The following is a 20,297-nucleotide window of genomic DNA, read 5'->3' on the forward strand; positions in this document are numbered from 1 at the left end:
TGTGAAGTTAACATGGCCTCAAATCGGGAGCCGGTCAAATCTTAGGACGACATTTCCTCGATAATCTTGCGCAGTCTCATCTCAGAAGATTTGGACATATCCGCATAGATTTTACGAAGATGAGAGGATCTCACAGCATCGTTTTTGGAAGACTTCATCTCGCGCCCGAATTTCAAAGCCGCGCAGACGCTTTCGATCACGACTTTGCGTTTGGAATCCTTGGTGATGAAGTCAAAGGCGCCCAAAGAAAGTGCTTCCAGGGCGCGGGAATGATCTCCGTGAGCCGTTAGCACAACAAACGGGGTCATTTGACCCAATGAGCGAACATAGGCCAAAAACTTAAGACCATTCATGTGGGGCATTTCAATATCAGACAAGATGGTGTCGAACTCCTGGGCCTTCACGAACTGGAGGGCGGCAGAGCCGTCTTCGGCTTCCACGATTTCATCCACAAATTCTTTTAAGAAATGCTTCAACAGCTCTCGGATGTCGGAATCGTCCTCGACGATGAGCAATCGGCTTTTCTCTTCTTGTGGCGCAGCCATCCTTGGTTCTCCTACAGAGAGTATTTGTTAATGACTCCCAACAGGGTGTCCTTCTTAAACGGCTTGGCGATATGATCGTTGCAGCCGGCCCGCAAGGATTTTTGCCGATCTTCCGCCAAAGCGTGCGCCGTTAAGGCGATGATAGGAACCGGAGCCTTGTGACTTTCCTTTTCCCATTCACGGATTCGATCAGTGGCTGCATAGCCATCCATCTCAGGCATTTGCACGTCCATGAAGACGATGTCAAACTCACCTGACTTTATCTGATCTATGGCTTGAAGTCCATTCTCTGCTTCAATTATTTCAAACGGCTCGTTCTTAAGATAGTGCGTGAACAGGGTGCGATTGTCCTCGGTGTCATCAGCAATCAGGATCTTCACCTTGTGATTTGGATCACGCTGCTTCGGATTTACAAAATCCAGTTCAGGGGTGCGCATTGGCACCGGCTTGTGGTTCACCGGGTTGTAGATCTGTTCGCGATACGGAATTGTGAAAAAGAACGTCGTTCCAGTGCCCGGGCGGCTTTTAAACCAGATCTGGCCGCCCATCAACTCAACCAGGCTCTTGGAAATAGCAAGTCCCAGCCCCGTACCGCCATACTTTCGGGTGACGGAGTTGTCGGCCTGGGAAAACTTCTGGAAAATCATGTGCTGGCGGTCCTCAGGAATCCCGATGCCTGTGTCGGTAACGCTGATAAGCAGAGTGTCTTTTTTGGACGGATTCTTGCCGATGACCAGACGCACCTGGCCCTTATGGGTGAACTTAATCGAGTTCCCGATCAAATTGATCAGCACCTGGCGAAGTTTCGTCGGATCGCCCATCAGGTGAGGCGAAACTCCCGGAGCAATTTCACACATACAGCTCAGACCCTTTTCCAGGGCGCGTGGCTTCATCATGTCCTCAACGTCGGCGATCAGCTTCGTCATCTCAAACGGGATGTTTTCAATGGAAACTTCGCCGGCTTCGATCTTGGAAAGATCCAGAATATCGTTAATGAGCGACATCAGAACCTCGCCCGCTTTGCAGAAGATCGTCACATAGTACTTTTGATCGGCGTCCAGCTTGGTTTCTTTCAGCAGTTCTGCCATTCCCATAATTGCGTTCATTGGTGTGCGGATTTCGTGACTCATTTGAGCCAGGAATTCGGACTTGGCCTGCGAAGCCTTGAGGGCTTCGTTCTTGGTGGTGATCAGGGATTGCTCCACCCGACGAAGCTCGGTGATATCCTGAGTGGTGACGTACATGAACAGGGCATTGCCATAGTCGTCGTACTCGGTACGGCCCTGACAGCGCACCCAGATCAGATCGTTGGAATCCTGCTTTTTCATGCGCAGATCCACGTGGAAGGGGGCGATATTTTTGTGTGCTTCTGCCAGGGCTTTATCAAAGACCGGCAGATCCTCTGAAAGAATCAGCGAGCGGAAAAGATCATAGCTTGGAACGACATTGTCCGGGGTCAGGCCCAGCAGGTGGAATTCTTCCTCTGACCACAGGCATTTTCCGGTGCGGATGTCCCAGCGGAAGGATCCCGTTCTGGACAGGGACTGGGATTCTTTCAGAAGTTCCTCTTTCAGCTTCAGTTCTTTTTCGATTTCCTTTTTCCAGCGCATGTCGGTGCCCATCATGGCCAGAAGAATCTTCCCTTTGTTTTCAGTGTTGACGCGGGCCCAGGAAACTTCCAGCGGGACACGGTCGCCGGTGATTTTCTTTAAGGAAGCTTCCGCCGTGTGGGTGGACTTGTGGATGTCACGCTCGCGCAAGGAGTTTTCAATCACCGAGTAATCGGTTTCAAGCCACAGGCTGAGGTCGCTGTTTTTCAGAGTGTGCCCCGGGGCTCCGGTCAAAGACTGGGCGGTGGGATTGAAACCCCGCACGCGGAAGTTCTTGCGCAGGCTGTCTTCGACGTCCTCCACCTCGACGATGAAAAAGACTTCATTCAGGGAATAGACCACATTTTCCAGGAAGTCGCGCGCGGCCTTGGTTTTGCGGAAGTCCTCGCGGACCTCGTCGAATTTCTGGTACAGGTCTTTGTATTCATCCTCTTCCGGAGCGGGCAGGACTTCGCTGAAGTTGTGCGATTTCAGTTTGTCCATGCCGTCGGCCAGCACCTGCGACGGAAAGAACATGCGGCGATAAACCAGCCATGCTCCGGCTAATGCCAGACTCCACAGTAAAAAGCCTCCGATAAAGAACCACGGCAACTTGTAAGACAGCGGTGCCAGGCTTTCATTCAGATCCATTTTGCTGATGATGATCCAGTCGGTATTGTCAGCGACATTCACGCGCCCAGCGGACTGCAGGCTGCGTGTGCCCAGATAGTCTTCGCCGGAATCAAAGGCCACACCCCGCTCCATATAGCGGCGAACCTGAGTCGGCGGAAGGATCAAAGACAAAGAAGCCGAGCGGGATCGCTCAATACTTTCCAGGGCTGTGCGGGCGTCATCTTGCTGGCGAACTTTCTGAGCGAAGCTGTCGGGGCTTTCCAGATACATGCGCGGGTTGTTGCGCACAAACCCGTCCGTGCCGAAGGCGACAACTTCGCCGGTCATGCCAAGACCCAGTTCTTTCCATTTGCGATTGTGGGAAAGAATCTGATCAATACGATCCAAAGAAAGCTGGAAAACCAAAGTTCCCACAAAATTCGTCTGATCAAAAAGCGGCATTGTCAGGAAGGCCGCAGGTGTATGCCAGAAATGACTGATCGGAGTAAAATCAAAATACTTGGTGGCCCCTTTGGGGGCATTCAGAGACCAGCGATAGGCCTGAGCCAGACGGGAATTGGAAAGCGGGCCGGAAATAAGGTTGTCCCCCAGGGCCAGGGACTTTGCGGCTGAATAGGCCACCGTGCCGTTGGGTTCAATCAGCAGAACATCGCTCAGGTGAGAGCGCTCCAGAACATCGAAGAGTTTTGAATGAAGACTTTCGTAGCTGCGGAAATAGTCCAGCCCGGAAAACCCGCTGACGGAAGCTAGCTGAGGCAGGGGGCGGTTCTGGGTGCGGGCACTTTCCTGAAACTGATATTGCAAAAACAGCGGCAGGGCTGTGAATTGTTCCAGTATCCGGGGATAATCAGAGACCTGTGAGGGATTGCGCTCTTCCATTTCGTTGCGCCAGGCTGTGGGCTTTCCGTGAGAACGAAGCCAGGTCTGCAGTTGCTGGTGCTCTTGTGGATAACGGCGCAGGAACTGAAGAATCGGCGTGTATTCCGAAGTCAGAACCAGAGCGTTCTTCAGATAGGCAAATTCTTTTTGAATTTCATCGGACTTGAATTCACGAATCTGCACCAGACGTTCGCGGGTGCTTTGTTCCAGCGAAGAACTGCCCATCTTGTAACCAACAGTTCCGGCAATGAGCAGGGTGCCCAGTACCAGAACTGAGGTAAAAAGAAACAGGCGGTTCTTATGGTTCATAGGCTCCTACATCGGGACGTAATGAATCTCGATATTCAGAAAGTGAATGCGCATCTTCTTCACAAGTTCAGGCAAGGGGGTTGCGTCGTTTTTCTTCGCGGCAACTTCCATTTGCGCGGCAAGGTCGCTGAGTTCGGCAAAGCCGTATCCTGCAGCAGCACCTTTGATCTTGTGAGCCATTTGCGCGATAGACTGGAGATCGTTTTTCTCCACGAGAGCACTAAGGGACTCAATGTCCTTCTTCCGATTCTCAATAAACTGAGGAATCAGATCTTGTAGATCAGCATCGATTTCAACCTTAACCTTAGACATTTCCATGCCCTCCTTATCCTCGAAAACTGCTCAGGTTTACAATTCATATTAGTTTATGACAGTGTTTATTGCATACATTTAATACCAAGAGTAAATTCGATGAGAAATCTGTGAGGAGAAGCGCCTTGTTGAAGTTTTTTCTTGTCGTCCTGTTCCCGTTTCTTTTGATTACATGCACGTCACAAAAGGAGCTGGGAAGCCGTGAAAAGCCTATTCAGTTTGCACTGGTTCCAGGCCAGGATTCGGCTGTGCTTATGGAAAACGGGAAGCTGCTGGAAAAGTGGATTCTGGAAAAGTCCGGTTTGCATGTGCGCATGCAGGTGCCGGTCAGTTATGTCGCCGTGGTAGAAGCTATTGGCTCGCAGCGCGTGGATGTGGCGATCTTAAATACGTTCGGCTATGTGCTGGCTCACGACAAGTACGGGGCTCAGGCCAAACTGATTGGTGTGAACCGCGGCATCTCTGAATACTGGGGTCAGATCATCACTGCCGATCCCGGAATCAAAAGTGTGAACGATCTGCAGGGTAAGAAGTTTGCTTATGTCGATCCGGCATCCACCTCCGGCTATATTCTTCCGGCGAAACTTTTCAAGGATCAGAACATCAAACTGGGTGACACTGTCTTTGCCGGTAAACACGACAGCGTGGTGATGATGGTTTATCAGGGACGTGTGGATGCCGGGGCCACGTATCACACTCCATCAGAGGACGGCATTCCCCAGGACGCGCGCCGGCTGGTCAAATCGCAGTTCCCTGATGTTTATGAAAAGGTTCGTATTGTTCAAAAGACTGAATCCATTCCCAGCGATCCGGTTGTCTTTCGCAAGGATTTTCCGGCGGATCTCAGTGCCCGTCTGATCGCCGCTCTGAAAAGCTTCCCGTCCACTCCGGAAGGAGCGAAGGCCCTGAAAAACCTCTATCACCTGGAGGGATTCAAGGATTGTTCGGACAAGGACTATGAAAAGGCCCGTAAAATTCTTTTGGAAATGAGCCAGCAGGTTCAAGAACCCGCAAAGTAATCAGTGACTTACAGTCTTTTCGCACTCGACCTTGAAAAAGCGGCCTGAGTGCGGTTTAATGACTTAATGAGCCGCGCAACATTCGCAAATCTTATTCTGAGATTCTGTTGCAGCAGAGAAATTCTGCTGAAGGCCTAGTTTTACCTTTTCGTTCCCCGCATTTTTAAAAATCAAATCAACTTAACAACAGCTCTTATTCCTTTAGGAGGAGTTATGAACAACAACACAGAACCTCGCATTCTTATTACTGATCAGGATTTCCATCGTCTGTCCGCTTTGGTATCTCAGGTGGAAGGTCCTTTTGCTGAAGCTTTGGAAGAAGAGCTCAGCCGCGCCAACGTGATCGCGCAAAAAGAAATCCCTAAAAATGTCGTGACCATGAATTCCCGCGTGCAATTCCTGGATGAAGCTTCCGGTCAGGAAAGTGAAATGACTTTGGTGTATCCGCAGGATGCAAAACTGGAAGAAGGACGCTTGTCGATTCTGGCGCCGGTGGGGATTGCGCTTTTGGGCTTGAGTGTTGGTCAGGAGATCAACTGGAAGCTTCCTAACGGTCAAAGCAAGAAGCTGAAAGTGCAGGCCGTGACCTTCCAGCCGGAAGCCTCAGGCAACTTCGATCTTTAATCACGAAGCTCTCGGCAGACGAGAGCTTTCTTTTCCTCATTCTTGGTGTAGGTGGCTTTGAATTCACGGCCACCTTGTGAATAGGAAAGCTGCGCATCGACGCGGATGTCTTTGGAGTTCCACAGTTGAACGTAGGTTTGATTGTCCAGAAGAGGAATCTGATAAACCCGGGCCGGCGTGCTTTCCACCACCACCAGATTTTGCAGCAGATCGATTTTGCCCATCTGCATGTTTTCCGCAGGATCGAAATATTTCTTCATGCGAATGGATGAAAAGTTTCCGTACTCGCCGTCAAAGCGGCAGGTGTAGACGGAACTTTCTTCAGCTCCAGCCGTGACAGCACTTGTGATGATTAATCCCAGCAGCAAGATTCTCATATAAATCTTATCGTGTTTCAGGCCTTCGGGCTTAACGCCCGGCAACTGGTCTATGGCCCAGTTTCAAAGTCTTGACGACGGAAAAAGCCGGGCGCATTTTGAATGAATCCCAGAAGGAGTCAATCATGCGTGTTATTGAAATCACCCAGCCCGGCGGACCTGAAGTTTTAAAAGTGCGTGAGCGTTCAAAGCCTGAACCGGCTGCCACCGAGGTGTTGATTGAGATTCATGCCAGCGGCGTGAATCGTCCCGACTGCGCGCAAAGACAGGGATCTTATCCGCCTCCGCCAGGGGCGTCGGATATTCCGGGGCTTGAAGTGGCGGGCAAAGTCATCGCCGTTGGCGCGGAGGTCACTCGCTGGAAAGTGGGCGAAATGGTTTGTGCGCTGGTCACCGGTGGGGGTTATGCCGAATATGTGGCGGCGCCGGAAGGGCAGTGTTTGCCGATTCCTGAAGGCATGAGTGTGACAGAGGCTGCAGCATTGCCGGAAACCTTCTTTACTGTCTGGACGAATCTGTTTGAAAGTGGGCGCCTGCAAAAAGGCGAGACCGTTTTGATTCACGGCGGGGCCGGAGGCATCGGCACCACGGCGATTCAGATGGCGGCGTCTTTGGGGGTTCGGGTCTTTACGACGGTGGGAAAAAAAGAATCCGTGCAGACGTGTCTGGATCTGGGCGCTGAAAGGGTGATCCTTTACAAGGAAGAGGACTTTGTCAGCGTGGTGAAAACACTGACGGCGGATAAAGGTGTGGATGTCATTCTGGATATGGTGGGTGGAGACTATTTCGCCCGAAACATTGAGGCGCTGGCGATGCAGGGACGGCTGGTGCAGATCGCCACTTTGCAGGGGGCGAAGGTGGAACTGGATTTGCGCAAAGTGATGTTTAAGCGACTGACTTTGACGGGCTCAACCTTGCGCGCGCGTCCGGTGGCGGAAAAATCCCGTATTGCCGATGCTTTGCTGAAAAATATCTGGCCGCTGCTGAATAAAAATCAAATGCGCCCGGTGATTTACAAAGTTCTTAAGCTGGAACAGGTCGCAGAGGCCCATGCGATGATGGAAGCCAGTCAGCACACTGGAAAAATTGTGCTGACGGCCCGCTAAACGGGACTATTCCAAGTGCTCTCTTTGACGGGAGCTCTTGTCACATTTGCCGGTAAAGGCATGATTCTGAGCGCGCTCTTTGGGCGCGTTTTCAAAGAAGCGGCGAAGGCCCGGAACGTTTACGTCAATCATTTGTTTCATCTGATTCTGGGACGGAGAATGAGTCGTACCCATTTCAAAGAGCAATGACCATACGCCGTGCTTCCAATAAGCGTAATCTTCAAAGGCGCCATCGGCGGCGTAAAGAAGCTCTTTGGAATTTCCAACCTGATAACCGCTTTCCACGACGGCATCTTTGGAAAGACCGATGAAGGTGCTGTCATAGGCGGTTTCCGTGTCACGGGTTGAGAAGCCCCATGGATAAAGAACGGCCGGCCAGTGGGTGTGCAAGGTGGCGGAGCTGACGATGTTGGCTTTTTCCAGGAACTCCGCCAAAGCTTTGGTGGCCTTGGAGCGGTGAGAGGCGCCGTTCACACAAGGGCCTGGATAGTCACGGTTGGGATCCACAGATCCGCTGGAGGTGCGCTCGTAACGGTTGCGGGAGTTGTAGCCGGAAATATTCAGAACCGGAATGACGTAAACCGTGTGACCCGGAATCGGATTTCTGGCAAAGGCTTCGGCAGCACCCAGGGCCACGGCGGTGGAGCCGTACTCGTTCCCGTGGTGAGTGGCAACAATCAGATCGGCAATTTCACCGTTTCCGATTTTAAGACCTGAGATCATCTGACCGGAATCAGACTGACCGATATCGATCCATTGAGCGTTGGTGGGATTTTCCTGAACAATGCGGCGAAGAGTGTCAGTCACACTCACGTAATTGCTTGCAGGAGCGGCTTTCGTCATCAGAAATAAAGACAGAATCATTTCTAGCATGAATTCAGGCTGGGCGCGTTCCTGTCTTAAGTCAAAAGCCCCTCTCCCAATCTGGATCAAGGTCCAAAAGGTACCTGCTTACTTTTTCCGAAGCGCTGTGCCAGAGTCAATAGTATGAATTTTCCCGCACCGTTTGTGAAAAACATCCGCGACACTTTTGGTATTGCTGGCGAAGAGTGGCTGCAAGGCCTTCCGTCTTTGTTGCGCGGGCTTTGTGAACGCTGGGATCTGACGATCACCGGGCACGCCGAAGATCTTTCTTATAACTTCGTGGGATATGCGCGCACCAATGCGCAAAAAAATCCTGTGGTGCTCAAAGTACTTTGTCCTGATGGAATTCTGGATAAAGAGCTGCAATGGCTTAAATATTATTCCGAAGTCACTCCGGCAGTGCTGGCGGTGGAATCGGATCAAAGCGCTTTTATGATGCAGATGGTGTCACCGGGCAGTTCACTGAAATCACTGGTGAAGGCCGGTAAAGATGACGAAGCCACGTCAGTGATTGCGCAAATGATCCGGTCTTTGGGTAAAGAGCGGCCCGCGGGGACCCTGCCTTACAAGCATGTGCGCGACTTCCTGCCGACACTGTCACTGTTGCACGGAAAACTTTCTTCAGAGCTGGTGCTACTGGTAGCCGTTCTTTATGACGAACTTTGTATGACGGCTCCGCGCGATGTGCTTTTACACGGGGACCTTCATCATGACAATATTCTGGCTTCTGCCGACGGCTGGAAGGTCATTGATCCACATGGATATGTGGGTGACCCGGCCTTTGAAGTCGGGGCGATGATTTCAAATCCGCTGGATTGTTATCCTTCAGGACAACCACTGGAAAAGATTCTTGATCAGCGTCTGGACATTCTTTATCGCGAGCTTGCGATGGATCCTTATCGTATTTTGGGATGGACATTCTGCTATTCGATGCTGTCAGCCGCCTGGAGCATTGAGGATCGACAAGAGGTTCCGGAAAACCTTCTGCAGATTGTGCGGATCCTTGGCAGTAAGATCACGTCATAACCTGACGGAATACACGCGGACAAAAACTTCCACTGTAACTAGAATGAAGGCAGGGGGCGTTTATGTTGAATGAAAATCCTCTGGGCGAAATTCAAAAACTTGAAAACGACATTTATCGTTTGCAGCGCCGTCTTGAAGTCTTAAGAAAAGAAAATCCACCATTGGAAGTCAAAAACTACATTTTCAAAAACCTTCACGGAGAAGTGACCTTGCGTGATCTTTTCGATGGCAAGGATCGGTTGCTGGCCATTCACAATATGGGGCAGGGTTGTCGTTCATGCACAATGTGGGCGGATGGTTACAATGCTTTTTTACCGGCGCTGGAAGAACAGTTCGCCGTGGTGATGTTTTCAAAAGATCCTCCTGAAATACAGCGGCGTTTTGCCAATGATCGGGGCTGGCGCTTTAATATGGTTTCCCACGGTGGGGGACTTTACATCCGGGAACAAAGTGTAGTGCCGGGAAAAAACAATATGCCGGGCCTGGTGTACTATGAGCGGCGCGGAGAGCGCATCTTTAAAAAGAACAGCAGTGTGGTGGGGCCGGGGGACACATTCTGTCCGGTGTGGAGTCTGCTCAGTCTGGCCGGTATCGGCATGGATGAATGGACGCCCCAGTACCATTACTGGAGCCGTCCTGAAAGAATGGACGATGGAGGCATGAACCTCAGTCTTTAGCCGAATTTTCCGGCTTGATAGTCCTCGATAGCCTCGATGATTTCTGCTTTGGTGTTCATCACAAACGGTCCGTGGGAAATCACGGGTTCATTGAAAGGATCAGCATGGGCAAAAAGAATCACAGCATCTTCTTCCGCATTGACCCGCAGGGTATCACCGTCGTTGTTAAACTCAACCAGTTGAAACCGCTCGGCAGTCTGACCGTTGACGGTCACCGAACCGCGCACGACATAAAAGAAAATATTCCGCGGGGCTGAGACTGTCAGATCCAACTGGGCGGAGGCCTTCAGGTGAAGCAACTGGCACTGGATGTCGACCAGGGGTTCAAAGGCGCCCTTTTCCCCCAGCCAGGATCCGGAGACGACTTCCACAGTCACTTTGCCGTCATCGGTTTTGATCTTTGGAATGTCCGGGGCCTGCAAGCCCCTGTAGTTGGGCTTGGTGCGTTTGAGTTTTGCCGGAAGATTCACCCACAGTTGCAGGATTTCCAGCGGCCCGCCTTTCTTCATGAATTCTTCTGAAGACACTTCTTCATGTATCAGGCCATCCCCGGCGGTCATCCACTGCACGCCACCGGCGTTGATCACACTTTCATGCCCGCCGCTGTCACGATGGGCGATGTCGCCTTCCAGAATAAAGGTCACGGTTTCAAAGCCGCGGTGCGGATGCGGGCCAAAAGGCAGACCGTGATTCGGTGAAGGGTAAGTTTGCGGCCCGTGATGATTCAAAAACAAAAACGGATCCACGATGCGCACTTGATGGGTGGGAAGTGCGCGTCGGGTGATCAGGTCGTCAATATCCTCACGGATTGCGGAGGCCACTTGCTTTATTGATCGTTGCTTCATCCGGTTCCTTTTCCGCCAGCCAGGCACGGGCCTGATCCAGCTCTTTGCGGGTGAAAACCTCAATGTCAGTGCCCACAATCGGATCAAAGAAATTACTGACGTTTTTCACCCAGTGGATGTCTGTAACTATAGCAGCTTTCGGGATTTTCTTGAGATTTTTTATGCCAAAACGAAGGTCTTTCCAGAAGGCCGCAAGTTCGATCTTGCCGATGTCACGAACTTCTTCCAAGACGCTGACTTCACCCCAGTCATCAATGCGTTTTTGTATCAGATTCAGAAGGGGTACAACGGAATCCTTACTAATATCCCCGTCGACCAGAATTTCTATGTATTTGAATTCGGGGTGTTCAGCGGTCACTTTCAACATGGCAAACTCCTTCTTGCAGATGAGCTTGTTATCGTCTTTCACAAGGCGGAACGGGGACAAATTAAATTCCCCCTCCTTGTTGAACAGCAAAGTGCGTGGTAGCGTTCAGACATGAAATCAATGACTTCCGTTCTTCCCAGTGTGGCGACAGGCATCGTGGCGGTGCTGGTGGGCTTTGCAAGCTCCGTGGCTCTTCTTTTTCAGGCAGCGCAGGCAGCGGGGGCGACCACGTCCCAGGCCAGTTCCTGGGTCTTTGCGGTTTGTGTTGGAGCAGGGTTGGTTTCCATTCTTTTCTCGTGGCATTACAAGATGCCGATTCTGGCTGCGTGGTCCACGCCGGGCACCGCCCTGTTGGTGGCAAGTTTTGCGACTCCCATCCCGATGCCCGAAGTGATTGGGGCCTTTGTTTTCTGTGGAGTGCTGATTGTGCTTTCAGGGATTACGGGGATTTTTGCCCGCGTGGCCAACCGTATTCCGGTGGCACTGGCCTCCGCCATGCTTGCGGGAGTGTTGGTGCGTTTTGGAATGGACGTGTTTCATTCCTTAAAAGCCCAGCCCGTGATGGTGTTGATCATGCTGGCGGTATATTTTGCCGCCCGTCGTTTCAGTCCGCGCTTTTCAGTGCTGTTTGTGCTGCTGGCCGGGGTGCTGGTGGCCCAAGCGCAGGGGATGCTGGATTTTTCTTCGGTACAACTTGAATTTGCCCGTCCTGAATTTGTGGTGCCTGCATTTTCTTTCCCGGTAATGATCGGTATTGGCCTGCCTTTGTTTGTGGTGACGATGGCTTCTCAGAATCTGACGGGGGTGGCGGTGTTGAAAGCGTCAGGCTATCAGCCGCCGATTTCACCAGTGATCACGGGAACAGGTTTTGCGACTTTGTTGTTGGCTCCCTTTGGTGCATTTTCGGTGAACTTTGCAGCGATCACCGCGGCGATTTGTGCCGGGCCGGAGGCGCACCAAGACCCAGCCAAGCGCTATATCAGCTCTATTTCTGCCGGTGCTTTCTATTTGCTGATTTCACTTTTTGCCGCCTCGATCATGGCGGTGTTTGCGGCTTTCCCCAAAGAGCTGGTTTTGTCAGTGGCAGGCATTGCCTTGTTTGCGACGATTGCAAACGGCTTGGCTTCAGCGATGCGTGAAGACTGGAGTCGTGAGGCGGCATTGCTGACATTCCTGGTGACCGCTTCGGGTGTGACCTTGTGGGGGATCGGTTCGCCATTTTGGGGCTTGGTGGCCGGAGGCATCGGCCTTGTGGTGACAAGGCCTGCGAAATAATTAAATCAGAACCAGATGGCGTTCCACTTCCAGTACTGGAGAACTCAGCGGCTGGATGGTGACTTTCAGGTCTTTGAACTTCTTGCGCGCCAACGCGACTTCTTCGTCGATCTTTTCTTTACGGCCCTTCAGCAGGAAGTACTTGCCGCCTTTTTTGTAGTAATCACGGCTGAATTCCAAAATCACATCCACCGGCTTGAAGGCGCGGGAAGAAACCACTTCGATTCTTTCAAGCTTTGGCGGGATCTCGCCGTGAATGCGCAGGTTCGGCGCGATGCTGACGCAGCGATTTAAGAAATCCTGTTTCAGTTTGGATTTTTCAAACAGATGATATTCCACATTCGGGAACTGGATCGCATAGATCACACCCGGCAGGCCCCCGCCGGAACCAAAGTCCGCCGCGACTTTCACATCTTTGGGAAAGTCTTTGATCGGCAGCAGACAGTCGATGACGTGATTGTCGATCAGTTCTTCGTAGGTCATTTTTCGGCTGATCAGATTCAATTCTTCATTGGAGGACCACAACAGATCCAGATAGGCCTTCAATTGAGGCAGAGCTGCTTCGTTGAAACCAAGCTGTAAAAAGACCGGACGACGTTTTTCGAAATGTTCAGACATTCCCCAGTTGTAAAGACTTCGCCGCCAAAAGGGAAGTTCAGACTCTGGACCGGCTCACTTTTTTGTCGTGAACCGGCCTTCAGTGTGTAGGAAATCCATGATTTCAGGTTTACGGAAAAAGGCCCAGAAAATTACAAAAACTTCGACAGTTTGACCAACAGTCAAGCACCGGGATTTTTTTGCCGATGGGTTCAGAATGAAAAACACCCCTCAACACAAACTATTTTTCGTAGTCGCCCTGTTGCTTGTTGTTCAGATCCTGGCGGGTTGTAAATCCTCTAGCTCCACGACGGTGGGTTCTTCGGAAAACTCCTCGTCGTCGACTCCTGATACCGGCACCACGACGCCGGACCCTGTGGAACCAGAGGTGGTTCCGCCGGTGACGCCTCCTTCCGTGGATAATAATCTGCGCGAAGTCATTCCTTTATGGGAAGACAAGGTGACTGACGGCAAGGCCTGGTCCACGCACGTTTACAGTGCATTGGATAAGCTGGGCCCAAATCTGCTGGATGTGATCCCCGCCGACCGCAGCTTGTTCTGTCCGAAATATTCCAGTTTGTCCTATGCCCAGCGCAAACAATACTGGGCCTTCATGCTGTCGTCCATGGTCAGATTTGAGAGTAACTTTAAAACTGAAACATCCTATACCGAGGACTTCAATGACAGTAACGGCAAGCGCGTGATCAGTCGTGGTTTGCTGCAGATTTCCATCGAGTCCGGCAACGCCTATGGTTGTGGTTTTAAGTCCACCAAAGATCTTCACGATCCGTTGCAAAACCTGAGCTGTGGTATCAGAATTCTGGATCGCTGGGTGGGCCGTGACGGGCGTATTGCCGGTAAAGTGAGCGGGGCGTGGAAAGGTGGCGCCCGGTACTGGTCGGTGCTGCGTGCCGGTGACAAGACCAGCTATAAGTCCATTGTGAGCTGGAGCCAGAATCTGTCCATTTGCAAGTAGATCATTTTGATCTTCACCGGATCGGTGCTATGCTGGGTTCGCTTAAACAAAAGGAGCATCCATGGCATCGATCACACTCAAAGGCAATCCCGTTAATACTTCCGGCACTCTTCCAGAAGCGGGCACTGCCGCCAAAGACTTCAAATTTGTGCGCAACGATCTTTCTGAAGTTTCTTTGAGCACCTATGCAGGCAAAAAGAAAGTTTTGAACATCTTCCCAAGCGTGGACACTGGCACTTGTGCGGCGTCTGTTCGTCGCTTCAATCAGGAAGCCTCTAAATTGGACAACACGGTTGTTCTGAACATTTCTGCGGACCTTCCGTTTGCTCAAGCCCGTTTCTGCGGTGCTGAAGGCATCAAGAACTGCGAGACTGTTTCCACTTTCCGCAGCTCTTTCGGCAAGGACTGGGGTGTTCAGATCATGGATTCCCCGCTGGCAGGCCTTCTTTCCCGCGCGGTGGTGACCCTTTCTGCTGACAACAAGATTTTGTATGTTGAGCAGGTGTCCGAGATCGTCAATGAGCCGAACTACGAAGCGGCTTTGGCGTCTTTGAAGTAATCAGGTCTGTTATAATTGCAAAGCGGCTTTGGGCGAAGGCTTAAAGCCGCTTTTTTTTGTCTCTTTTCAACAGGTTGTGGTACACCTGCCCGCTATGAAATTGCATAATTCCCCCGTTCGCGCCCATAGCTTTCAGGAAATGAACCTGGCACCCGTGCTGATGCCGGCTTTGACCAAAATGAAGATCTCCAAACCGACGCCGGTACAAAGCCAGGCCATCCCGGCAAGCCTGGATGGTTCTGATATCATTGCCATCGCTCAGACCGGCAGTGGCAAGACGTTGGCTTTTGCCTTGTCTTTACTGACCACTTTGCAAAGAAAGCCCGAGGCGCGCGGCCTGATTCTGGTGCCCAGCCGTGAAATGGCCCAGCAGATCTACAAAGTCTTTCTGGAACTTTGTGCAGAAATGCCGGTGTCTGTGTGCCTGGCAATCGGCGGGACCACGGGTTCAAAGCAAGCCAACCAACTGAAGAAAAATCCGCGTCTGATCATCGCGACGCCGGGTCGCATGAATGACCATCTGTCCGGCAACAAGCTGCTTTTGCAGAATGTGGAAGTGATCGTCCTGGATGAAGCCGACCGCATGCTGGACATGGGCTTTGCCCCGCAGCTTCGCACGATTCAAAGCACTCTGCGTGGTCCGCGCCAGACAATGATGTTCTCGGCAAGCTTTGGTTCCAATGTGGAATCCATCGCACAATTGTTCATGAAACCTGATGTGGTGATGGTGCGTTCAGAAAAAGCCGAAGCGCCGGTGGAAAGCCTGAAACAAAAGGTTCTGTTCCTGGATCGTTCGATGAAAAATGACCGTTTGCTGGATGAACTCAACGCCACTCGCGGCGGTGTGATCGTCTTCACGGGCAATCAGGAAAACTGCGAGGCAGTCGGGAACTATTTGAAGGAATACGGTTTTTCAACCGACCTGATTCACGGCGGGCTTTCTCAAGGGCAAAGAAACCGTGTGGTTCGTGGCTTCCGTGAAGGCGAAATCCGCATCGTCGTGGCAACCGACCTGCTGGCGCGGGGCCTGGATGTACCGCATGTGGATCACGTGGTGAATTTTGATCTGCCATTCCAGTCAGAGGACTTCCTGCACCGAATTGGACGGACCGCTCGCGCGGGCCGTGGTGGTGAGGCCATCACCTTTGTCACACCGTCAGACACACGCATGTACGCCAAAATCAAAGGCTACTTGCAGGGCGCTCAGGAAATCAAAGTCGATCCGACTTTTGCGTTCATTGATCGCTCGAAAAAGTTTGATAAAAACAAACCTGCCAAAGGCAATGAACCTCCTCGCCGGAATGCGCCGGGGAAACCTCAAGCCGCGAAAAGCGCGACCCCCGTGGGAAAACCTAAAAGCAAAGGCGGCAAAATCAATCCCTTTGCCGGTAAAACTGTAGCGCCCCAAAAATCAGGACCGAAGAAGTCAGGATTTGCGAAGAGAAAATAAAGAAATGGCTCTCTGAAAACAGAGCGAGTGTGACTCACCCCGATGAACGGCTTGATGTATTTTGACTGATTTCAGTGTCAGTTCGGCGGTGAGCGACTTGAGGCAGTGTTTTGTATACTTTCTTCATATGCCGATTTGGCTATATCTATCGCCACTCGCGTGTGTTCTACTAAGGATCACACTGTCGTTCACATAGTTCATTAGATGTCCTTTTGTCTTCTGCGAATGGCCCCCAAGCTTTTAACGGAGGCAAAAAATGGGAAAAAAAATTTACGTCGGCAATCTTTCTTTCAATGTCGATCAAGATCAACTAAATGATGTTTTCGCGGAGTTCGGCACTGTTGATTCTGTCAACATGATCACGGACCGTGAAACAGGTCGCAGCAAAGGCTTCGCTTTTGTTGAAATGTCCACTGATACCGAAGCTCGCGCCGCAATTGAGAAATTGAACGGTATGGAGTTGGCGGGTCGTGCAATGAACATTTCTGAAGCTAAACCACAAGAACCACGCTCTGGTGGCGGCCCACGTCGCAATGGCGGCGGCTTCGGCGGCGGCTCTCGCCGTTCTTACTAAGAACCATGGGAAGGCCGGTTCCTCAAAAGACCGGCCTTGTTTTTTTTAAAGTGCAGGGAGGCCTATGGCAAAGGACGATTTGGTAAGTATTGACGGAAAAGTATCTGACATGTCCGGCGGGGGTGTTTATTTCATCACTCTTGATAACGGTGTTGATATTCGCGCGCGCTTGTGCGGAAAAATGAAAAAGTTCAGAATCAAAGTTGTGGTCGGTGACCGTGTCACCGTGGGTTTGTCACCTTATGACCCCACCCACGGACTCATTACTCATCGCTTTAAAGCCTAATAATTTTCCAGGATCCTTAAGGCGCGAATCGAATTTAGAAACGATTCGCGTTTACAATCGACATATCAATAAACGGTTTCTTGCCTTCGATAAGATCTGCGACCAGCAGTCCTGTGCCGGCGCCGCTTTGCAGTCCCAGCATCTGGTGGCCAACGGCCAAAACCAGATTATTCAGATTGTTATGATATCCAATCAAAGGCACACCATCCGGAGTGCACGGGCGAAGTCCCGCCCACAGTTCCTGGACTTGAAGCTCTTCAGGCAAATGCAAGAATTCTTTCGCACCTTTTTTGATGCTCTCGACACGTCTTTGCGTGATCGAGAAGTCCTGATCGACCAGTTCCAGGGTGCCGGCAATGCGCAGAGAGTTTTCGCGTGGGGTGATGGCGATCTTTTTTTCGACCAGCATGATCGGGTACTGCGGTTGCTTTTCCAAGCTCGGAACGATCATCGCATAACCTTTGCCACCCAGAATCGGCACACGCAGACGCATCATCTTGGCCATGGATTTGGACCAGCTGCCGGTGGCCATGACAATCTGCTTGGCGCGAATGGTGCCTTGGGATGTTTTTACGGACTCAATGCAGTTGCCGGAGATTTCCATATCCTGCAGTTCGCAGTTTTCTAAAATCTCGCCGCCGTGTTTGCGGATTTCTTTGGCCAGCGCCTGGACCACCAGATAGGGTTCAGCCATGGCTTCTTTATCAAAGTAAACGCCGCCCAACAGGGGACCTTTCAATGCGGGTTCCATCTGCTGGATGTCGTCGCCATTCAAAATCCTGCCCGTAACACCGATGTCTTTGACGTATTCCAGCTCCTCAACGGCGGCGGCCACACCGGCTTGGGTGCGGCTGACCATCATCAGACCTTTTTGCTGGAAACGGATTTCTGGATAAAGCTGTCCCAGCTTTTCATATTCAGTCAGGCTTTTCTGGGAAAGCACCACCAGGGCATCCACCGCGCGGCGGGCCTGGGTGGCGTTCATGTTCTTCATAAAGTGGTACATCCAGTTCGCCAGATCCAAAGACAAAGAAGGTTTGATGTAAAGAGGACCCTCTGGATTCAGCAGCCACTTCATTGATTTTATCAGCATTCCCGGCATTGGCAGAGGCATGGCAAAACAAGGAGTCATCCATCCGGCATTGCCGTAAGAGCAGCCTTTCCCCACGGTGCCTTTATCAATCACACACACTTTGGCGCCACGACGAGAAAGTTCAGCACCCACAGACGCGCCAATAATACCGGCGCCTACGACCAGAATATCCACTTCTTTATTTTGCATTTCTCTATTTGATGAAGTTTCGTACCCAAAAGCAAGAGGGCTGGTCCTGAAAGTTCTCGGTCATGAGAATATTTGCGTTTAGTGAAGGTCGTCGTGAACGGCCGCTGGACGATAGCGCAGGAATACGTTTCCGTTTTTAAAACTGCGACACTCTATCAGCTGCAGATCCCGGCGGGACTTCAATCCGTCAAACTGGGACCGTCCAGAACCCAAAAGAAGAGGCAGCACCACAACGGAATATTCATCAATAAGTTTGGCCTCGGCCAGCTGGGCAACAATGCTACCACTTCCCAGGATGGCAATGTCCGGGCCGTTTTGCTTCTTTAGTTTTCTGATTTCACTGACCAGATCACCTTTGATCAGTTCTGAGTTTTCCCAGGTCACTTCGTTCAGACTGTGCGAAACCACGTATTTTTTCATGCGGTTCATGCCCTCGGCAATTTCCGGCATGGCCTCTTTGGCGGAAGGTGTCGGCCAGAAGCCGGCCATCATGTCGTAGGTCTTTCTTCCAAACAGCAGGGCTCCTCCACCTTTGGCATTTCCGGCGACGAAGGCGGTGAATTCGGTGTCTTGTTCCTGATTATGGGCCCAGCTCATGTCTGAGTTTTTATCCGCAAAATAGCCATCCAAAGAGACGGAGTTAAAGACGGTGATGGTGGGCATAAGGCCTCCTTGCAGTGCCCTTATTTTAAGTCCGTTTGGGGGTTTTGAAACCCTGCAATTTGTCATTTCGATTTAGGGCCCGTTTAAGGGGTAAATTCTGGAAATTTCTTCCTTTTTTCAATTAAAGGTCCCGCTTTTTCAGGCCCTGTGATAGATGCTTCGTTTAATTCCAAGAGGTTTCCCGTGAAGTTTGAAAAGTTCCATTTGTCTGAAGATTTGCTGCGTAACCTGAACGACAATGGTTTCTTCAGAACCACCGACATCCAGTACAAGGCCATTCCCTCTATCTTGAAGGGTGAAGATGTGCTGGCGATCGCCCAGACTGGCACCGGGAAAACCGCCGCCTTTGCCATTCCAATCATCAACATGATCCACAGTGAAAAAAGCAGCAAGCGTGCCATCGGGATCAAATGTCTGGTATTGGTTCCCACTCGGGAGCTGGCTCAGCAGATTGGCGAGGTCTTCAACAAACTTTCCAAACACACCAAAGTGAAGCCTTTTGCCCTGATTGGTGGTGTGGAGCAGGATGCACAAATTCAGAAGCTTCAGGACGGGATTGATATTTTGATCTCAACACCGGGCCGTATGTTTGATCTGATTGCCCAGGGGCATATCGATATCAGCCGCATTGAAACTTTGGTGCTGGATGAAGCTGACCACATGCTGGATCTGGGTTTTATCGATGACATCACTTCCGTGAAACGCAAACTGACGAAACGTCATCAGACTTTGTTCTTCTCTGCGACCATCAATCCGGAAATCAAAAAGCTGGCGTTCTCTCAGGTTCGCAGCAGTGCGATCCGTATTCAGATTTCTCCGGAAGACCCGGTTTCCAAAAACATCGCGCACTATGTGATGTTTGTTGAAATGGACGATAAGCGTTTCTTCCTGGCGGAATACCTGCGCCAGAATGCCGATGGCAAGTTCATCATCTTCGTCAGAACCCGCGTGCGTGCGGAACGTGTGGCGAAAGCGCTGGCCCGCGTGGAGGTCCCGTCGCTGACTTTGCATGGAGAAAAAGACCAGACCGACCGTGCGGAGGTGATGAAGGCCTTCCGCAAAGGCGAGTGCAAGGTTCTTATCGCGACTGATTTGAGCGCTCGTGGTATCGACATCCCGGATGTCACTCATGTGATCAATTATGATCTTCCGGAAAAGCCGGCGAACTATGTCCACCGTATCGGGCGCACCGGACGGGGCTTTAACAAGGGTGTGGCTGTTTCCTTCTGCAGCGCTGAGGAAAAACCTTTGCTGGAAGAAATCCAGACCCTGCTGGGTAAGACCATTGAGGTGATCAAGGTCAGCAAGGCCGACTATGAAATCATTGCGTCCCAGCCGGAACACGAGCTGAGCCTGCAGGAGATCATCGAGGCTGCGGAAGCGTCCATGAAGCCTCGTAAGAAACGCAAGTAACCCGCATATTGTTTTGACATAAAAGACTCATGTTTTAAGATGAAGCATGA

The 20,297-nt window shown here is 51.3% G+C and carries 22 protein-coding genes; 12 read left to right on the plus strand and 10 right to left on the minus strand.

Annotated features, from left to right (window positions below):
• Positions 1–41 precede the first annotated feature (41 nt).
• Genes ACZ520_RS01390 through ACZ520_RS01400 form a run of 3 tightly spaced genes read right to left on the minus strand, consistent with a single transcriptional unit; the run spans position 42 to position 4,267 of the window.
• Positions 42–545, minus strand: a complete 504-nt coding sequence (locus ACZ520_RS01390) for a response regulator (protein WP_011162897.1) — start codon at positions 543–545, stop codon at positions 42–44.
• An 11-nt stretch (positions 546–556) separates the two neighbouring features.
• Positions 557–3,955, minus strand: coding sequence for an ATP-binding protein (locus tag ACZ520_RS01395; protein WP_464127174.1), 3,399 nt, complete (start codon positions 3,953–3,955; stop codon positions 557–559).
• A gap of 6 nt (positions 3,956–3,961) precedes the next feature.
• Complete coding sequence (locus ACZ520_RS01400) at positions 3,962–4,267, minus strand: Hpt domain-containing protein (RefSeq protein WP_232468843.1); 306 nt, start codon at positions 4,265–4,267, stop codon at positions 3,962–3,964.
• A 125-nt stretch (positions 4,268–4,392) separates the two neighbouring features.
• On the opposite strand from ACZ520_RS01400, the gene ACZ520_RS01405 reads away from it, so the two are divergent.
• A complete protein-coding gene (locus ACZ520_RS01405; RefSeq protein ID WP_232468841.1) occupies positions 4,393–5,286 on the plus strand; it encodes a phosphate/phosphite/phosphonate ABC transporter substrate-binding protein in 894 nt (297 codons plus the stop codon).
• A gap of 213 nt (positions 5,287–5,499) precedes the next feature.
• A complete protein-coding gene (gene rnk / locus ACZ520_RS01410) occupies positions 5,500–5,910 on the plus strand; it encodes a nucleoside diphosphate kinase regulator (RefSeq protein ID WP_088566515.1) in 411 nt (136 codons plus the stop codon).
• Here the strand turns inward: rnk and ACZ520_RS01415 are convergent.
• Positions 5,907–6,287 carry a cell wall hydrolase gene (locus ACZ520_RS01415; RefSeq protein ID WP_088566943.1) on the minus strand — a complete coding sequence of 127 codons (381 nt, stop codon included), beginning with the start codon at positions 6,285–6,287 and terminating at the stop codon, positions 5,907–5,909. The two genes, rnk and ACZ520_RS01415, sit on opposite strands and share 4 nt — an antisense overlap.
• 125 nt (positions 6,288–6,412) lie before the next feature.
• On the opposite strand from ACZ520_RS01415, the gene ACZ520_RS01420 reads away from it, so the two are divergent.
• Positions 6,413–7,393, plus strand: a complete 981-nt coding sequence (locus ACZ520_RS01420) for an NAD(P)H-quinone oxidoreductase (RefSeq protein WP_464127177.1) — start codon at positions 6,413–6,415, stop codon at positions 7,391–7,393.
• 6 nt (positions 7,394–7,399) lie between these two features.
• Here ACZ520_RS01420 and ACZ520_RS01425 read toward each other — a convergent pair whose 3' ends face one another.
• On the minus strand, positions 7,400–8,266 hold the full coding sequence (locus ACZ520_RS01425) for a M14 family metallopeptidase (RefSeq protein WP_232468840.1): 867 nt from the start codon (positions 8,264–8,266) through the stop codon (positions 7,400–7,402).
• A gap of 114 nt (positions 8,267–8,380) precedes the next feature.
• On the opposite strand from ACZ520_RS01425, the gene ACZ520_RS01430 reads away from it, so the two are divergent.
• Positions 8,381–9,283 carry an aminoglycoside phosphotransferase family protein gene (locus ACZ520_RS01430; RefSeq protein ID WP_464127180.1) on the plus strand — a complete coding sequence of 301 codons (903 nt, stop codon included), beginning with the start codon at positions 8,381–8,383 and terminating at the stop codon, positions 9,281–9,283.
• A 62-nt stretch (positions 9,284–9,345) separates the two neighbouring features.
• A complete protein-coding gene (locus ACZ520_RS01435; RefSeq protein WP_088566511.1) occupies positions 9,346–9,960 on the plus strand; it encodes a DUF899 family protein in 615 nt (204 codons plus the stop codon).
• On the opposite strand, the gene ACZ520_RS01440 is transcribed toward ACZ520_RS01435, so the two are convergent.
• Together ACZ520_RS01440 and ACZ520_RS01445 are read right to left on the minus strand one after the other, a co-directional pair.
• The gene (locus ACZ520_RS01440) at positions 9,957–10,805 is read right to left on the minus strand and encodes a pirin family protein (RefSeq protein WP_232468839.1); all 849 of its coding nucleotides are present in this window, start codon (positions 10,803–10,805) and stop codon (positions 9,957–9,959) included. The genes ACZ520_RS01435 and ACZ520_RS01440 overlap by 4 nt on opposite strands.
• Positions 10,762–11,172, minus strand: a complete 411-nt coding sequence (locus ACZ520_RS01445; RefSeq protein WP_232468838.1) for a SpoIIAA family protein — start codon at positions 11,170–11,172, stop codon at positions 10,762–10,764. Before ACZ520_RS01445 ends, ACZ520_RS01440 begins: the two co-directional genes overlap by 44 nt.
• Before the next feature lie 111 nt (positions 11,173–11,283).
• Between ACZ520_RS01445 and ACZ520_RS01450 the strand changes: the two genes are divergently transcribed.
• Positions 11,284–12,447, plus strand: a complete 1,164-nt coding sequence (locus ACZ520_RS01450) for a benzoate/H(+) symporter BenE family transporter (RefSeq protein WP_464127182.1) — start codon at positions 11,284–11,286, stop codon at positions 12,445–12,447.
• Here ACZ520_RS01450 and ACZ520_RS01455 read toward each other — a convergent pair whose 3' ends face one another.
• Positions 12,448–13,065 carry a 16S rRNA (guanine(527)-N(7))-methyltransferase RsmG gene (locus ACZ520_RS01455; protein ID WP_464127183.1) on the minus strand — a complete coding sequence of 206 codons (618 nt, stop codon included), beginning with the start codon at positions 13,063–13,065 and terminating at the stop codon, positions 12,448–12,450.
• A gap of 196 nt (positions 13,066–13,261) precedes the next feature.
• Between ACZ520_RS01455 and ACZ520_RS01460 the strand changes: the two genes are divergently transcribed.
• The 5 genes from ACZ520_RS01460 (at position 13,262) to infA (ending at position 16,889) form a co-directional block, all read left to right on the plus strand.
• The gene (locus ACZ520_RS01460) at positions 13,262–14,020 is read left to right on the plus strand and encodes a transglycosylase SLT domain-containing protein (protein WP_232468837.1); all 759 of its coding nucleotides are present in this window, start codon (positions 13,262–13,264) and stop codon (positions 14,018–14,020) included.
• A 61-nt stretch (positions 14,021–14,081) separates the two neighbouring features.
• Positions 14,082–14,579, plus strand: coding sequence for a thiol peroxidase (tpx, locus tag ACZ520_RS01465; protein ID WP_088566507.1), 498 nt, complete (start codon positions 14,082–14,084; stop codon positions 14,577–14,579).
• A gap of 94 nt (positions 14,580–14,673) precedes the next feature.
• Positions 14,674–16,029, plus strand: a complete 1,356-nt coding sequence (locus ACZ520_RS01470) for a DEAD/DEAH box helicase (protein WP_464127186.1) — start codon at positions 14,674–14,676, stop codon at positions 16,027–16,029.
• A gap of 256 nt (positions 16,030–16,285) precedes the next feature.
• Complete coding sequence (locus ACZ520_RS01475; RefSeq protein ID WP_374031806.1) at positions 16,286–16,603, plus strand: RNA recognition motif domain-containing protein; 318 nt, start codon at positions 16,286–16,288, stop codon at positions 16,601–16,603.
• Between the two features lie 64 nt (positions 16,604–16,667).
• Positions 16,668–16,889, plus strand: a complete 222-nt coding sequence (gene infA / locus ACZ520_RS01480; protein WP_011162918.1) for a translation initiation factor IF-1 — start codon at positions 16,668–16,670, stop codon at positions 16,887–16,889.
• Between the two features lie 34 nt (positions 16,890–16,923).
• On the opposite strand, the gene ACZ520_RS01485 is transcribed toward infA, so the two are convergent.
• Complete coding sequence (locus ACZ520_RS01485; protein ID WP_464127189.1) at positions 16,924–18,171, minus strand: NAD(P)/FAD-dependent oxidoreductase; 1,248 nt, start codon at positions 18,169–18,171, stop codon at positions 16,924–16,926.
• A 78-nt stretch (positions 18,172–18,249) separates the two neighbouring features.
• Positions 18,250–18,834 carry a dihydrofolate reductase family protein gene (locus tag ACZ520_RS01490; RefSeq protein WP_464127190.1) on the minus strand — a complete coding sequence of 195 codons (585 nt, stop codon included), beginning with the start codon at positions 18,832–18,834 and terminating at the stop codon, positions 18,250–18,252.
• A gap of 183 nt (positions 18,835–19,017) precedes the next feature.
• Between ACZ520_RS01490 and ACZ520_RS01495 the strand changes: the two genes are divergently transcribed.
• Positions 19,018–20,247 carry a DEAD/DEAH box helicase gene (locus tag ACZ520_RS01495; RefSeq protein ID WP_464127192.1) on the plus strand — a complete coding sequence of 410 codons (1,230 nt, stop codon included), beginning with the start codon at positions 19,018–19,020 and terminating at the stop codon, positions 20,245–20,247.
• The last annotated feature ends 50 nt before the right edge of the window (positions 20,248–20,297 follow it).

Source organism: Bdellovibrio sp. BIS2 (assembly GCF_055398295.1).